This window comes from Bradyrhizobium sp. 14AA, from assembly GCF_054185205.1.
Genome location: NZ_JAVAYM010000007.1, coordinates 306,541 through 321,341, shown reverse-complemented (window position 1 = coordinate 321,341; position 14,801 = coordinate 306,541). Strand labels below are relative to the sequence as shown.

General features: G+C 64.8%; 14 protein-coding genes. 5 read left to right on the top strand and 9 right to left on the bottom strand.

The features are described 5' to 3' along the window. Nucleotides 1–174: 174 nt before the first annotated feature. From RAD15_RS16260 to RAD15_RS16250, 3 genes are all read right to left on the bottom strand, one after another. The gene (locus RAD15_RS16260; RefSeq protein ID WP_458179105.1) at nt 175–726 is read right to left on the bottom strand and encodes an NADPH-dependent FMN reductase; all 552 of its coding nucleotides are present in this window, start codon (nt 724–726) and stop codon (nt 175–177) included. 182 nt (nt 727–908) lie between these two features. Next, a complete protein-coding gene (locus tag RAD15_RS16255) occupies nt 909–1,907 on the bottom strand; it encodes an MBL fold metallo-hydrolase (protein ID WP_458179103.1) in 999 nt (332 codons plus the stop codon). Nucleotides 1,908–2,026: 119 nt separating this feature from the next. Beyond that, on the bottom strand, nt 2,027–3,007 hold the full coding sequence (locus RAD15_RS16250) for an AraC family transcriptional regulator (RefSeq protein WP_458179101.1): 981 nt from the start codon (nt 3,005–3,007) through the stop codon (nt 2,027–2,029). A gap of 98 nt (nt 3,008–3,105) precedes the next feature. Here RAD15_RS16250 and RAD15_RS16245 point away from each other — a divergent pair, with 98 nt between their 5' ends. Continuing rightward, nucleotides 3,106–3,843, top strand: coding sequence for an SDR family oxidoreductase (locus RAD15_RS16245; RefSeq protein WP_458179099.1), 738 nt, complete (start codon nt 3,106–3,108; stop codon nt 3,841–3,843). A gap of 62 nt (nt 3,844–3,905) precedes the next feature. Here the strand turns inward: RAD15_RS16245 and RAD15_RS16240 are convergent, their stop codons facing one another. Together RAD15_RS16240 and eno are read right to left on the bottom strand one after the other, a co-directional pair. After that, a complete protein-coding gene (locus RAD15_RS16240) occupies nt 3,906–5,042 on the bottom strand; it encodes a zinc-binding dehydrogenase (protein ID WP_458179097.1) in 1,137 nt (378 codons plus the stop codon). A gap of 34 nt (nt 5,043–5,076) precedes the next feature. Continuing rightward, complete coding sequence (gene eno / locus RAD15_RS16235) at nt 5,077–6,360, bottom strand: phosphopyruvate hydratase (RefSeq protein ID WP_458179095.1); 1,284 nt, start codon at nt 6,358–6,360, stop codon at nt 5,077–5,079. A 174-nt stretch (nt 6,361–6,534) separates the two neighbouring features. Here eno and RAD15_RS16230 point away from each other — a divergent pair, with 174 nt between their 5' ends. After that, nucleotides 6,535–7,506, top strand: a complete 972-nt coding sequence (locus RAD15_RS16230) for a Vgb family protein (RefSeq protein WP_458179093.1) — start codon at nt 6,535–6,537, stop codon at nt 7,504–7,506. 30 nt (nt 7,507–7,536) lie between these two features. Then, complete coding sequence (queF, locus tag RAD15_RS16225) at nt 7,537–7,989, top strand: preQ(1) synthase (protein WP_458179091.1); 453 nt, start codon at nt 7,537–7,539, stop codon at nt 7,987–7,989. Here queF and glsA read toward each other — a convergent pair. The 4 genes from glsA to RAD15_RS16205 form a co-directional block, all read right to left on the bottom strand. Further along, nucleotides 7,986–9,860 (bottom strand): glutaminase A, encoded by a 1,875-nt coding sequence (gene glsA, locus RAD15_RS16220; protein ID WP_458179089.1) that lies wholly within the window; start codon nt 9,858–9,860, stop codon nt 7,986–7,988. The two genes, queF and glsA, sit on opposite strands and share 4 nt — an antisense overlap. Nucleotides 9,861–9,969: 109 nt before the next feature. Further along, a complete protein-coding gene (locus tag RAD15_RS16215) occupies nt 9,970–11,178 on the bottom strand; it encodes an MFS transporter (RefSeq protein WP_458179087.1) in 1,209 nt (402 codons plus the stop codon). After that, complete coding sequence (gene kdsA / locus RAD15_RS16210) at nt 11,178–12,029, bottom strand: 3-deoxy-8-phosphooctulonate synthase (RefSeq protein WP_458179085.1); 852 nt, start codon at nt 12,027–12,029, stop codon at nt 11,178–11,180. The genes RAD15_RS16215 and kdsA overlap by 1 nt, the downstream gene beginning before the upstream one ends. Nucleotides 12,030–12,155: 126 nt before the next feature. After that, nucleotides 12,156–12,482, bottom strand: a complete 327-nt coding sequence (locus RAD15_RS16205; protein ID WP_326897278.1) for an NIPSNAP family protein — start codon at nt 12,480–12,482, stop codon at nt 12,156–12,158. Between the two features lie 198 nt (nt 12,483–12,680). Between RAD15_RS16205 and RAD15_RS16200 the strand changes: the two genes are divergently transcribed. Continuing rightward, nucleotides 12,681–13,355 carry a response regulator transcription factor gene (locus tag RAD15_RS16200; protein ID WP_458179083.1) on the top strand — a complete coding sequence of 225 codons (675 nt, stop codon included), beginning with the start codon at nt 12,681–12,683 and terminating at the stop codon, nt 13,353–13,355. Beyond that, complete coding sequence (locus tag RAD15_RS16195; protein ID WP_458179081.1) at nt 13,352–14,728, top strand: sensor histidine kinase; 1,377 nt, start codon at nt 13,352–13,354, stop codon at nt 14,726–14,728. The genes RAD15_RS16200 and RAD15_RS16195 overlap by 4 nt, the downstream gene beginning before the upstream one ends. Nucleotides 14,729–14,801 lie beyond the last annotated feature (73 nt).

Sequence of the window (14,801 nt, the reverse complement as noted above, 5' to 3'; positions counted from 1 at the left end):
ATACTGTATTGTGGTGCGGCATGGCGCTGATCTCCATTCGTGTCCCGGAACGCTTGCAGACGTCCAGGATCGAGTAGAATCAACGCCATGCGCTCTGTCCAATAATTTTGAACCGGACAGCCGTGGGCCAAGCCCGGCCATGACGAAGAGTTGAGCTGCCTCGACTGGAGAGCCTCAGCCGTGGTGCTTCGCGACGTGCGCGGCGAAGGCGTCGATGTAGGCCTGGAGCACTCCCTTCAGCGCGTCCTTGGTCAGGTTGCCCTCGGCATCGAAAGCGTCGCCGACCGCGTTCAGATAGGTCTCCGGCTGCTGCATGATCGGGCCGGCAATGCCCGGCAGGATGTTCTGCAGCGTCTTGGCGGCGCTGACGCCGCCGAGCGGGCCCGGCGAGTTGGAGATGATGCCGACCGGCTTGCCGTTGAACGAGCTCTTGCCATAGGGCCGCGAGGCGACGTCGATGGCGTTCTTGAGGGCGCCGGGGATCGCGCGATTGTATTCGGGCGTGATGAACAGGACGCCGTCGGACTTCTGGAGCTTCTCACGGAAGGCCAGCCAATCCGCGGGCGGCGCGCCCTCGAGGTCCTGGTTGAAGAACGAGATGCCCGCCGGGGTGACGACCTCGAGCTTGAGCGAGGCCGGCGCGAGCTTGGCGAGCGCATTGGCGATCTTCAGCGAAAAGCTGTCCTTGCGCAGACTGCCGGCGATGACGACGATATTGTAGGCCATGGAGTGTCCTTGGGGGCTTGAGCGGGAGTGCCGGGGCGGCACTTAAGCCATCTCGGCTGATGGATGCAAGTGCATGAACCGGCGTGATTTGGAAACGCTGTGTTTCGCGAAAGCAGATGGTCGCCCAAACAATCAGGCCGCCAAATGGCGGCCTGATGCTTCGCGCAAATGCCCAATCCTGATCAGATCGTCGGATTCCACGCCGACGGGATCAGGCGGTACTTCGCACCGTCCTTCTCGATATGACCGACCGAGGGGAAGGTGAAGTGGAAGCCGATCACGGTTGCCTTCTCGGCCGCCGCCATGTCGTAGAACTTGTGACGGGTCGCCTGCGCCATTGCGGCGTCGGCATCGAACATCACGTGCCAGTCCGGATTGCGCAGGAAGAATTCCGGAATGTTGGTGACGTCGGACTGGATCAGCACCTTCGCATCGCCCGAGGCGACCGCGAACGAGGTGTGGCCGGGCGTGTGGCCCGGCGTCGCGATCGAGGTGATGCCCGGCGCAACCTCCTTGCCCCACTCGTATTTCGTCACCTTGGACTCGAGGCCGGCAAAGGTCTTCTTCACGTTGGCGAAGTAGTTCTTCATCATCGGATTGGACTCGGCCTTGGCGGCGTTGTCCTCGCTGGTCCAGAACTCCCAGTCCTTGCCAGACACCATGATCTCCGCATTCGGGAAGGCGAGCGCGCCGTCGGCGAGGCGAATGCCGTTGGTGTGATCAGGGTGCAGATGCGAGAGCAGCACGACGTCGATGCTCTTCGGATCGACGCCCGCGGCCTGAAGGTTTTGCAGCGTGCGGCCGACCGCGCCCTTGCTCGGCTCGAGATTGGCGACGCCGTTGCCGGTGTCGATCAGCACCAGCTTGGAGCCGGTGTTGATGAGCTGCGGGTTGAACGGCACCGTGACCATGCCCTTCGGCATGTAGGCGGCTTCGCCCGCGGCGGCCGCCTCCTCCTTCGGCGCGTTGACGACGAACTTGTCGGGCATCGGGAAGGTGCGCGCCCCGTCATTGATCGAGGTGCACTCGAGGCTGCCGACCTTGTAGCGATAGAAGCCCGGCGCCTGCGTCCCGGCTTGCGGCACTGCGGCATCGGCGGCGGTCGGCCGGAGGCCGGTCACGGCAGCCGCGCCAATGGCTGCGGCACCTGCGAGCAGGTGACGGCGATTGAGATCGGTCATAGAGGTCCCCTTCTGAGCGCCTTGCGGTTTTTCCGCTTTCAACGGCGGCGGGAATAATCTCCCGCTTCGCTCAGAAGGCAAGTCCTCTTTTTTGGGTGACATGCCGTCGCACATCACGATTATTTATTTGGGTTGATGAGGAATTTTTCGCTGATGGCCTGTCCACGCCCGTATCGCTTCGGTGCATGGCCGTAGACTCGTTTGAATGCATGTCCGAAGGCGCTCTCCGACAAATATCCCACCCGCGCGGCGGTTGCCGAAACGGTCGCGCCACGCCGCAGCTGATCGCATGCAAGCCGCATGCGCCATCGCAGGAGGTAGTCGAGCGGAGCCAGCCCCACCTTCGACTTGAACCGCTTCGAAAACGCAGATCGCGACATGGCGATCGCGCCGGCCAATGATTCCAGGGTCCAGGGGTGGGCGACGTCTTCGTGCATCAGCCTGATTGCCTTGCCGATCCTGGCATCGGCCAATGCGCTGATCCATCCCAAACCCTCGCCAGCACTCTGATCCAGCGCCGCGCGGAGCACCTGGACGAGCAGAACGTCGGCGAGCCTGTCGGTGAGCACGGCCGCCCCGATTCCTGTTCCCCTGATCTCAAGATCAAGAATCTGGAGCGTGGAATGAATGACGGATGCCGGTGGGCTGCGCGATGGTATCAGCAAAAAGCGAGGGAGTGCATCGAGCAGCAATTCAGCGTTTGACGCTTCGAAACCGAAACTGCCGGCAAGCAGAACGTCGTCGCTGCCCGCGTGGCGCGCGACATCGGACTGCGCCCAATCGAACGCTGCGATACCGTCTTCGGGGGCAAGGCTTTCGTCGTTGGCCAGGACATAGGACGGCGCGTTTGCCAAAAGAAAACAGTCGCCGGTGGCAAGCCGATGACGGGCGTCGTCGCCAAAATCGATCCAACAATCACCTTGGAAGACCGCGCCGAACTTCAAGGCGGGCTTTGCCGGGAACCGATACGACCAATTGCCGCCCGCCTCGAACCTCGTGCAACGCGCAGCGCGAACGTCCAGGAGTGAGAAGACCTGAGACAGAGGGTCCAAGGTTTTGCGCAAGTGCCCGTCGAAGTCCTTGCCGGAGAGTTTGTCCAAGGCTTGATCCGATCTCGACGATTATCGAGCACTTCGAGCATAGAACATCCTCGTTTCCGATGCGAAGTTCTTCTCGCAACGAACCCGATGGAACACCCATGACAGGCATCGCAGGCAAGGTCATCGCCATCACGGGCGCCAGCAGTGGAATTGGCGAGGCCACCGCCCGTCATCTCGCAGAACGCGGCGCCGTCGTGATCCTCGGCGCGAGGCGCTCCGACAGGCTGGAGGTGCTTGCAGCCGACATCGCGTCAAGGGGCGGAAAGGCATCGTATCTCGTCACCGACGTCAGGCGACGCGAGGATGTCGCCAGGCTCGTCGGACTCGCAACGGAACGACACGGGAAGCTGGACGTCCTGATCAACAACGCAGGGATTGCCCCGATTTCCCGTCTGGACGATCTAAGGGTCGGCGACTGGGACGACATGATCGACGTGAACGTGAAAGGCGTGCTCTACGGAATCGCCGCGGCCCTGCCCGTCTTTCGACGTCAGGGCTTCGGTCATTTCGTCAACACCCTGTCGACCGCCGGCATCAAGATCGTTCCGACAATGGCCGTCTACGCGGGATCGAAGAATGCCGTCAGGGCGATTTCCGAAGGGCTCCGTCAGGAGGCCGGTCCCTCGCTTCGGGTGACGACCATCTCCCCGGGTTACGTCGATACCGAGCTTCCATCCTCCATGACGGATTCGACGCTACGGGAGCAGGGGCAAGCGAGCATGAAGGCGATCGCCATTCCGGCGAGCGCTATCGCAGAAGCCATTGCTTTTGCGATAGGTCAACCGGACAACGTGGATGTGGGCGAGATCGTCGTTCGGCCGACTGCCCAGGCATAAGCATCGATCAAGCCAGGATTGACCGTCGCGGCGCGTTCCCCTCCCGGGGAACGCGCCGCACGTCACGATTTGTTCGGATTGATGAGGAATTTTTCGCCGGTGGCGCGTTTGGCGTAGACCGCGATGTTGGCGGGATCGAGCGCCTCCTGAAGCGACACCACCTTGGTGTAGTGGCTGGCAAAGGTGGTCTTCAATTCGTCCACTACGCGCTGCCGCAGCTTGGTGCCGTCCGCCTGCCCGATCTTCATCAGGAACGGAAACAGCAGCCAGCCGCCGACGCCCCAGGCCATGCCGAAGCCGCGCGGCAGCTCGATCGGGCGGACATCGAGCCCACCGTAGACATAGACCTGCTTGTGCACGTTGGAGCCGTAGCGGCTGTATTCCTTGGCGGTCTTGTTGATCGCGACTTCCATGCAGTTGAGGATATCGCCGGCAAGCTTGCCCCCGCCGATGGCGTCGAAGGCGATGGTGGCACCGGTCTCGACCAGCGCGTTGGTGAGATCGCCGAGGAAGCTCGGCGCAGTGGAATCGACGACGTATTTGGCGCCGATCTTGTGCAGGATGTCGGCCTGCTCCTTGCTGCGCACGATGTTGACCAGCGCAATGCCGTCCTTGATGCAGATCTTGTTCAGCATCTGGCCGAGATTGGAGGCGGCCGCGGTGTGCACCAGCGCCTTGTGGCCTTCGCGCCGCATGGTTTCGGTCATGCCGAGCGCGGTCAGCGGATTGACGAAGCAGGAGGCGCCTTCCGCGGGCGTGGTGCCATCAGGCAGCGGCAGGCATTCGCGCACTTTCAGCGTGCGGTACTGCGCGTACATCGCCCCGCCGATCATGGCGACGGTCTTGCCCATCAGCGCCTTCGCGGCATCCGACGAGCCGGTCCTGATGACGATGCCGGCGCCTTCGTTACCGACCGGCATGGATTCGTCGAGGCGACCTGCCATCGCCCGCATCGCGCCTTCCGGCACCTTCGCGGTGATGACGGGCGCGTCCTTGCCGCCCGAAGCCTTCGCGGTGCTCATGTCGGCTGCGCCGACCAAGAGCCCGAGGTCGGACGGGTTGATCGGAGCCGCCTCGACGCGGACGACGACTTCGTCCGCGGCGGGCTCGGGGGTCGGCACGTCGAGCAGCGAGATTTCCAGCTCTCCGCTCTTCTTGATCAGCGAACGCAGTTGCAGGCCGGTCTTGCCGTCGCTCATGTCGATCCTCCCCTGTCCTTGTTAAAGCGCTGGCTTATGCCAGCGCCTTCAGTGCCGCCTTGCCGCCGTAGAGCGCCTGCTTGCCGAGCTGCTGCTCGATGCGCAGGAGCTGGTTGTATTTGGCGGTCCGATCGGAACGCGCAAGGGAGCCGGTCTTGATCTGACCGCAATTGGTGGCGACGGCGAGGTCGGCGATGGTGGAATCCTCGGTCTCGCCCGAGCGGTGCGACATCACCGAGGTGTAGCCGGCCTTGTGCGCCATCTCGACGGCGGCGAGCGTCTCGGTCAGCGTGCCGATCTGGTTGACCTTGATCAGGATCGAGTTGGCCCGGCCGGTCTTGATGCCCTCGGCGAGACGCTTGACGTTGGTGACGAAGAGGTCGTCGCCGACGAGCTGGCACTTCTTGCCGATGAGGTCGGTGAGCTCCTTCCAGCCGTCCATGTCGTCTTCCGACATGCCGTCCTCGATGGTCACGATCGGATAGCGGCCGACGAGGTCTGCAAGGTACTTGGCCTGCTCGGAGATCGAACGGGTCTTGCCCTCGCCTTCATAGACGTATTTGCCGTCCCTGAAGAACTCGGTCGAGGCGCAATCGAGGCCGAGCACGATGTCCGAGCCCGCCTTGAAGCCGGCCTTGCCGATCGCGTTCATGACGAATTCGAGTGCGGCGTCGGCCGACGGCAGATTCGGCGCAAAGCCGCCCTCGTCGCCGACATTGGTGTTGTGGCCGGCCTTCTTCAATTCGGACTTCAGCGTGTGGAAGACCTCGGCGCCGTAACGCAGGCCCTCGGCGAAGGAGGACGCGCCCACGGGGAGGATCATGAACTCCTGGAAATCGATCGGGTTGTCGGCATGCACGCCGCCGTTGATGATGTTCATCATCGGCACCGGCAACAGCCGGGCCGAAGTACCGCCGACGTAGCGGTAGAGCGGCATGTCGAGCGAGTTGGCGGCCGCCTTGGCGCAGGCGAGCGAGACGCCCAGGATGGCGTTGGCGCCGAGCCGGCTCTTGTTCGGCGTGCCGTCGAGGTCGATCATGATCTGGTCGATCTGGGCCTGCTGCTCGACATCGAGACCGCTCAGGGCCTCGAAGATCTCGCCGTTGACGGCGCCGACCGCCTTGGTGACGCCTTTGCCGAGATAGCGGGCCTTGTCGCCGTCGCGCAGTTCCACCGCCTCATGGGCGCCCGTGGAGGCGCCTGACGGCACCGCGGCACGGCCGAGCGCGCCATCTTCCAGCACGACGTCGACCTCAACGGTGGGATTGCCACGGCTGTCGAGAATTTCGCGGCCGATGATGTCGATGATGGCGGTCATGATGTGCACTTCCGTTCGTTAGAGCTGATCGGTGCCGCGGGTCTTACACGGGCCGCAAGCAAATGTGAACGCTTGGGCAAGCCGCTTCGACTGACGCGTGAAGAACCTCAGATTATGCTCGACGGCATCTGCTCCGCGCGTCCAACCTCAATATGAAACAGTCGGGGTAACGCCATGAATCGCCGCCAGTTTCTCGGCTCGGGTGCCGCGCTCATCGCCAGCCGCCCGGTTTTTGCGCAGGAAGGCCAGTTCCGGACAAAATATTTCCCTGTCAGCGCCGGCATCGGCCTGCACGATCTCACGCCCGCCCCGGACGGCACGGTCTGGTTCACGGCGCAGGGCAAGGGCCTGCTCGGCAGGCTCGATCCCCGGGATGGCGCTTTCAAGACGGTCAGCCTCGGCCAGGGTGCGGCCCCGCATGGCGTGACCATCGGTCCCGACGGCGCCCCATGGATCACCGAAGGCGGCCAGAACGCGATCGCGCGGGTCGACCCCGGCGATCTCAAGGTCACCCTGTTCCGCCTGCCGGAGAAATTCGCCCAAGCCAATCTCAACACCGGCGTGTTCGACAAGACCGGCACCTACTGGTTCACCGGCCAGTCCGGCTATTACGGCCGGCTTGTGCCGAAATCTGGCGAGATGACGGTATTCAAGGCGCCGAAGGGCATCGGGCCCTATGGCATCACCGTGACGCCCAAGGGCGACATCTGGTACGCCTCGCTCGCCGGCAGCTACATCGCCAAAGTCGATCTTGTGACCGGCAATGCCAGCGTCGTGCAGCCGCCGACGCCGAATGCGGGCTCACGGCGCGTCTGGTCGGATTCAAGGAGCCGGATCTGGGTCAGCGAGTGGAACAGCGGCCATGTCTCGGTGCACGATCCCGCCGATGGCTCCTGGAAGACCTGGAAGCTGCCGGGCGAGCGTCCCCGCGCCTACGCCGTTTTCGTCGATGACAGGGACAAGGTCTGGCTCACCGATTTCTCCGCCAACGCCATCGTCCGCTTCGATCCCGCGACCGAGACATTCAACGTCTTGGCCAGCGACAAGGCGAATGCGAACGTCCGCCAGCTCGACGGGCGGCCGGGCGAGCTCTGGGGCTGCGAGTCCGGCAACGACAGGGTGGTCATGATCCAGTCGATCGCCTAAAGAAGCGTCCCCGAAAGGACGCGAAACACGATGGCGAAGAAATCACTTCAGCTCGGCCGCGCGGTCGAATGGCCGCACGCACCGGAAGACGCCCAGCTCGACCGCGTGCCCAATCCGCAAAAGGGTACCGATTATCTGGTGCGCTTCACCGTGCCGGAATTCACCTCGCTCTGCCCGGTCACGGGACAGCCGGATTTCGCGCATCTGATGGTCGACTACGCGCCGGGTGCGTGGCTGCTGGAATCGAAATCGCTCAAGCTCTATATCGCGAGCTTCCGCAATCATGGCGCCTTCCACGAGGACTGCACCGTGATGATCGGCAAGCGTATTGCGAGCGAGATCAAGCCGAAATGGCTCCGCATCGGCGGCTACTGGTATCCGCGCGGCGGCATTCCGATCGACGTGTTCTGGCAGACCGGCCGCGTGCCGAAGGGCCTGTGGGTGCCCGAGCAAGGTGTCGCGCCCTATCGCGGCCGGGGCTAGTACGCGCTGAGCAGGTCGACTTTCGCATTCGCAGCGACCAACCGCCGCGCCAGGATGGCGGCGAGGTTGCGCATGATCTTCAGCGACGTTTCCGGGTGCAGGCGGCGGTAGTCGGCAAAGCTGTCGAGCGGCAGTTCGAGGCACGTGACGGGCGTGTCCGCGAGGACGTCGGCGCTGCGGCTTTGCTCGAGCATCGCCATCTCGCCGAATTCCATGCCCGGGCCGAGCGAGGCGAGCCGCACGCCGCTCCGCAGCTTCACGCTGACCATGCCGCTCTGGAGGAAGAACAGCGAATTGGCGGGCTCGCCGGCGGCGACGATGCGCTGACCTGCCGCGTAATGCCGCGTGGTCGACAGCTTCACGATCGCGGCGATCTCGTCCGCGTCGAGCTCGGCGAGCAGCGCCTGCTCTCCGAGATGCGCACTCTCCTTCACGTCGGTGAAGCCGCCGAAGCGGTAGATCACCTGGTCCTCGGCCCATTCGATGGCGTCGTCGAGCAGCGCGAAGCGCCGCAACCGGCGCGGCTCCGCCGTGCGCGCGGCAATCGCCGCCCACACCGCGGAGGTCTCCTCGAAGCCGGACAGGATCGCGGTGACACCGGCATTGCCGAGCGCGGCCAGCGTCTCGCCCAGCAGCTCCGCGCCGGCTGCGGTGATGTCGGGGACGCGGCGGAAATCGATGATCAGCAGCGGCGCGTTCGGCGGCTCGCTGGCGAGCCGTCGCGTGACGTAGTCGATGGTGCCGAAATTCATCGCGCCGACCAGCTCGAGCACGCGGATGTCGCTGTGACGCTCGTCGAGAATCTGCTGCTCGTGCGGCTGGCGGCTGCGGCGCGAGGAGATGCCGTAGATGTCGTAATCCGCCATGATGCTGGTGCGGACGTCGGCGTTGCGGTTGAGCATGTGCAGGTCGAACCGCGCCGACAGCGCCTCGCAGACCTTCAGGCCGCGGACGCTGTTGAAATGGTTGTCGAGCAGCGGTGAGAAAGTCCCGAGCCCGAGTTGCGAGGGCAGCGCCGCGACGATGCCGCCGCCGACGCCGCTCTTGGCGGGAATGCCGACGCGATAGGTCCACTCGCCGGCATAATCGTACATGCCCGAGCTCGTCATCACCGACAGGGTGCGGGCGACGATGTTCGGCGTGATCACCTGTACGCCTGTCACCGGATTGATGCCACGGTTGGCGAGCGTTGCCGCCATCACCGCGAGGTCGCGCGCCGTCACCAGGATCGCGCATTGGCGGAAATAGACGTCGAGCACGGCATCGACGTCATCCGGCAGCGCCGCGTAGTTTCGCAGCAGCCAGGCGATCGCGCGGTTGCGGTTGCCGGTCGCGGTTTCCGAGGCGTGCACGGCCTCGTCGACGCCGAGCTCGCGGCCGGCGAACTCGCTGAGCTTCGAGCGGACGCGCTCGAAAGCACCCTTCCCGTCCACATCAAAGATCAGGCCCGAGCAGGCGATCGCGCCGGCATTCACCATCGGGTTGAAGGGACGGTTGTCGTTGGTGAGCCGGATCGAGTTGAAGGCCTCGCCGCTAGGTTCGACGCCGATGGTGGCGGCGACGCGCTCTTCGCCAACCATCTCCAGCGCCAGTGCAAAGACGAATGCTTTCGACACCGACTGGATCGTGAACGGCACGTCGCTGTCGCCGACCTCGTAGACATGCCCGTCGATGGTGACGAGCGCGATACCGAAATGATCGGGGTTGGCGCGCTTCAGCTCGGGGATGTAGTCGGCGAGCTCACCGGAATTGTCGGCCCTGAATTCCTCGTGGCAATGGGTCAGGAAACGCCGCAGTGGCGGCTTGGTGGGATATCCGGCCAACCGGGGCGCGCCGGCCGCGTTGGGCAAACGGATGGGCTGGGCGTCCACGGTTTCACACCTCGATTTGCCCAGAATAAAAGCAATTCGTGTGCCATGTATACCGGGCCGACGGTGCCGTGGTGGGTACGATGCCCCCCTGAAGGAAGCCGAACAGACCTCAGCGCGCGTCCGACGGTGCACGCGGCTTGAGCAGTCGGGCGCAGACGAGGCCCAGCGCGACCATGATCGCCGCACTCGCGATCAGGGTCGGCACTTTGCCGCCATGCTGGAGTCCGAAACCATAGGCGAGCGGGCCCACCGTCTGTCCCATGAAGAAAAAGAACGAATGCAGCGACATCGCCGTCGCACGCGCCCCGACCGACAGCTCGCTGGCGAACACCTGCAGGCAGCCGTGGATCATGTAGAAGCCCCAGCCCATCGCCAGCATGCTGACGAATTGAAGCTTCCAGCCGGGACCGAAAGCCAGCACGCCGAGCTGCAGCCCCACGACGCACGCGCCCGCGATCATCATGCCCTTGACGCCGAGCCGTGGCAGGAAGCGCGATACGGTGAGGGTGTAGAACAGCCCGCCGACCGCGAAACCCGCGATCACGATGCCGGCGATCGAGAGCGATTTCTCGCCGAGGTCGAACAGGAAAGCGGCGATGAAGGGAAACAGGCCGAACACGCAGCAGCCCTCGACGAACACGGCGGAGTAGCAGAAGCGCGTGTTGGGATTGGCGAAGATGGTGCGGTAGCCCTGCCTCAAGGTTTTCAGGTCGGTCTTCGGCGGCGCAGCCAGAGCGGCCCCGCGAAAGCCCGCCGCCACCGCGACCGCCGCGATCAGGCCGAGCGCGCCGAGGATCACGAGCACACCGCGCCAGCCGATGAGATCGCCGATGATGCCGGAGGCACTCGCGCCGAGCAGATTGCCGGCCATCGAACCCGCCATCGTGCGCCCGATCGCGATCTGCCGCTTGGCGGGCGCAACGAGGTCAGAGGTCAGACCGAGCGCGACGGGAAACACGCCGCCCGCGGCGATTCCGGCCAGGATACGGCTCGCGAAGAGGCCCGAGAAGGAGCTGGCGAGTGCGCCGAGGATGCATGCAACGCCGAGCAGCGCCAGGCACAATGTCATCAATCGCGCCTTGCCGAACAGATCGGCGGCCGCTCCGATCGCCGGCTGAACCAGCGCGTAGATCAAGGCGAAGCCGGCGGCGATGCTCGCCGCCGTCGTGATGCTGATCGCAAAGTCCTCCGCGACATGCGGCAGGACGGGATCGAGCGCCCGCGTCGACAACGCCGCCGAGAAACCGGCGAGCGCGATGATATTGATCGCGGGCGGAAACTTCTGCTCGGAGGACGGCCTCGTCCCAGGCTCGTGCATCAGCGCATGGTGCTCTTTGCGAGCGCGTCGAACGCCATCAGCCTGCGGATCAGCCCTTCGAACTCGGCCAGCGGCACCATGTTGGGGCCGTCGGACGGCGCCCTGTCAGGATCGGGATGGGTCTCGATGAAGACGCCGGCAACGCCAACCGCCACGGCCGCGCGCGCGAGCACCGGCACGAATTCGCGCTCGCCGCCCGAGGACGAGCCTTTCCCGCCCGGCTGCTGCACCGAATGGGTGGCATCGAAGATCACGGGCGCGCCGGTGGTGCGCGCCAGGATCGGCAGCGCGCGCATGTCGGAGACCAGCGTGTTGTAGCCGAAGGAGGCGCCGCGCTCGGTCACCAGCACGTTCGGATTATCAGCGCTGGTGATCTTGCTGACGACATTGGCCATGTCCCATGGCGCCAGGAACTGGCCCTTCTTGACGTTGACGACCTTGCCCGTCGCGGCCGCAGCAAGAAGGAGATCCGTCTGGCGGCACAGAAAGGCTGGAATCTGCAACACGTCGACCGCCTGCGCCACCTCGGCGCATTGCGCGGCATCGTGCACGTCGGTCAGCACCGGCAGGCCGAGCGAGGAGCGGATCTCGGCGAAGATCGGCAACGACTGCGCAAGGCCAAGGCCGCGCGCAGCGGACGCGCTGGTGCGGTTGGCCTTGTCGAACGAGGTCTTGTAGACGAGGCCGATCTTCAGCCGCGCGGCGATCTCCTTCAGCGCGGAGGCGACCTCCAGCGCATGCTGCCGGCTTTCGAGCTGGCAGGGGCCTGCAATGATCGAGAGCGGCAGATCATTGCCGAATTTGACGCTGCCGACGGTGACGATCGGCGCTGCTGACGTCGAAGAGCTCAAGGCAAATCCCTCGTTTCGGCGCGACCATAGCCGCCATCAGGGTCGGATCAACCCTATTCGCCCCGGGCCCCCCGAATATCAGGGTTGCACCGGGGTTCCCTGCGAGGCCCTTGCGCTGGCGGTCGCTTACTTGACCGACGAGAAGGCGGTCGGCGTCAGGAGCTGGCTGACGATGTTGCCGACGATCTGGCCGTCCGCTTCGCTCTCGGCGCGCGCTTTCATCCAGTCCGGGTCGGTCATGAACTTGCCCCACTTCGCCTCGCGGTCGGCAAGCGACTCCCAGGCCAGGAAATAGGTCAGTTCCTGGTTCGATTCACCGATCAGCGTAGTGAAGAAGCCGGCCTGCTTGATGCCGTGCTTCTCCCAAAGCTTCAGCGTCACCGTCTCGAACCGCTTCAGCAGCGCCGGCAGGCGGCCGGGCACGCAGCGATAGATGCGCATCTCGTAGATCATGGTTGTTTCCCTCCCTGAACAGGTCCGGCGGTTATAGCGATCGGCCATGAGGCTGTCTTGAGCCCCGCCTGGCCGCCCCCGGTAGCGTTTCGCGCATGGCTGGACAGCCTCCGACAACACGCCGCGTCCACTTCCCGCAATGCTGCCGCAATGATCGGGCCGCTAGAAAGGCTGAGTTGCGGTTCAGGTATCAAGATCATGCGGATTTTGCTCGTCGAGGATGAGGCGGAGATGGCCACGGCGCTTTCAACGGCGCTGAGGCGCTACGACATGGTGGTGGATCACGCCCCCACGCTTGCGGATGCGGAAGAAGCCATTTCCGCCGACGTCCATGCCGCCGTTCTGCTCGACCGCCAGCTTCCTGACGGCGACGGCCTTGCCCTGATCCCAAAACTTCGCGCACGCGCCGACGGCGTGCCGATCATCGTCCTGACCGCGCGCGGCGAACTCGCCGATCGCATCGCCGGGCTCGACAGCGGTGCCGATGACTATCTGGCCAAACCGTTCGCGGTCGAGGAATTGCTGGCAAGGCTGCGTGCCGTGCTGCGGCGCCCCGCCGGCATCTCCCCCGATGTCATCCGCACTGGCCGCCTCGCCTTCGACGTCGGCCATCGCGAAGCCAGCATCGACGGCCAGCCGTTCGAGCTGCCACGCCGGGAGCTGCTGGTGCTTGAAGCCCTGCTCCGCCGCATGGGCCGCACCGTGCTGCGCTCGGCACTGGAAGAAGCCGTCTATAATTTCGACGACGAGATCCAGTCGAATGCGCTGGACACCCATATCTCGCGGCTGCGCCGCAAGCTTGCCGAGGCCAATGCCGGCGTGGAGATCCATGGCATTCGCGGCGTCGGCTATCTGCTGAAGAAGCTGACATGAGCAAGCACGACGATCCCTATTGCCTGCGCTCGCGGCTGAGCTGGCGCCTGCTCTCGCTGCAGGCCGCAATTCTGGTTGCGCTGGTTGCAGTCGTTCTCGCCGGGCTGTGCGCGTCCGGCTTCGTGCTCGCCGAACGGGACGAAGATCGCGTGATCGACGTCGTGCAGCGCGCGCTCGCGCGTGACGCTCAAGGTGGCCTGATCCTTCGGCAGACACCCGAGCTGAAACAGTTGCGTGGCGAGACACCCGACCTCTGGTTTCTGGTCCGCGACAAGCAGGGACATTCGCTCAGCGAGGGCACCGTGCCGGCTGAATTCGCTGCAATAGGCAGCGGCCTCGACCAAATCAGCCAGGCGCGGCTCGGCTGGCAGATGTTCGAGGACGACCCGCGCAAGCCGGCGGCGCGGCTGAAGCGCGTCGAGACCGACGCCGGCAATGTGCAGATCATCACGGCCACGCAAGGACGGCTCACCGGCGCGAAGGCGCTGTTCATGACATCGCTCGCGTTCCTCGGCATCGCCCTGCCCAGCCTGCTCATGATGGGAACGGCGACCTTCATTGCGACGCCGATGATCGTACAGCGCGCCTTCCGCGGGCTCGACACCACGGCGGACGAGGCGCGCCGCATCGACATCCATCAGCGCGGCGCACGGCTGTCGGTGGAACGGATTCCGCTGGAGGTCGTGCCGCTGGTGACCGCGGTCAACGACGCGCTGGCGCGGCTCGACCAGGGCTATGCCCGCCACAAGCGCTTCGTGGCCGACGCCGCACACGAGCTGCGCACGCCGATCGCGATTTTGAACACGCGGCTGGAATCGCTTGCCGCGGGTCCGGACAAGACCCGCCTGCTGGAAGATGCAGCACGGCTCGCCACGCTTGCCGAGCAGTTGCTCGATATCCAGCGGCTCGACCGCTGCGGCCACCCCTTCACCAACGTCAATCTCGCCGCGGTTGCGCAGAGCGTCGCCGCCGACCTCGCACCGCTGGCGATTGCCGCCGGCTACGAGCTGGCGCTCGATGCGCCGGAGACACCGATCGAGACGATCGGCGATGCGGCCGCGCTGGAGCGCGCGCTGACCAATCTCGTGCAGAATGCGATCCAGCACGGCCCGCGCCGCGGCACGATCGGGATTCGCGTCAGCAGACCCGCGAGTATCGAGGTCACCGATGAAGGCGCCGGCATTCCCGCCGATCAGCGCGAGCAGATCTTCGAGCCGTTCTACCGGCTGACGCCGCTCGATCGCGGCGCGGGCCTGGGTCTCAACATGGTGCGCGAGATCGTGCAGCTGCATGGCGGCCACGTCTCGGTCGCGGACGGACCGGATGGCGGAGCCTGCTTCAGGATGACGCTGCCGCCGATGCGACAGAGTTGATTCAATCCGCATCCGCCCTTGATAGCGCAATGCTGTCGCAATGCGCCTCCGCAACATTGCATCCGTCTCGCCT

Coding starts and splice junctions, on each gene's coding strand:
- RAD15_RS16215 (WP_458179087.1), bottom strand. CDS start 11,178: ATGCACGAGCCTGGGACGAGGCCGTCCTCCGAGCAGAAGTTTCCGCCC.
- RAD15_RS16205 (WP_326897278.1), bottom strand. CDS start 12,482: ATGATCTACGAGATGCGCATCTATCGCTGCGTGCCCGGCCGCCTGCCG.
- RAD15_RS16200 (WP_458179083.1), top strand. CDS start 12,681: ATGCGGATTTTGCTCGTCGAGGATGAGGCGGAGATGGCCACGGCGCTT.
- eno (WP_458179095.1), bottom strand. CDS start 6,360: ATGACCGCCATCATCGACATCATCGGCCGCGAAATTCTCGACAGCCGT.
- RAD15_RS16230 (WP_458179093.1), top strand. CDS start 6,535: ATGAATCGCCGCCAGTTTCTCGGCTCGGGTGCCGCGCTCATCGCCAGC.
- RAD15_RS16240 (WP_458179097.1), bottom strand. CDS start 5,042: ATGAGCGACGGCAAGACCGGCCTGCAACTGCGTTCGCTGATCAAGAAG.
- RAD15_RS16260 (WP_458179105.1), bottom strand. CDS start 726: ATGGCCTACAATATCGTCGTCATCGCCGGCAGTCTGCGCAAGGACAGC.
- queF (WP_458179091.1), top strand. CDS start 7,537: ATGGCGAAGAAATCACTTCAGCTCGGCCGCGCGGTCGAATGGCCGCAC.
- RAD15_RS16195 (WP_458179081.1), top strand. CDS start 13,352: ATGAGCAAGCACGACGATCCCTATTGCCTGCGCTCGCGGCTGAGCTGG.
- RAD15_RS16245 (WP_458179099.1), top strand. CDS start 3,106: ATGACAGGCATCGCAGGCAAGGTCATCGCCATCACGGGCGCCAGCAGT.
- RAD15_RS16255 (WP_458179103.1), bottom strand. CDS start 1,907: ATGACCGATCTCAATCGCCGTCACCTGCTCGCAGGTGCCGCAGCCATT.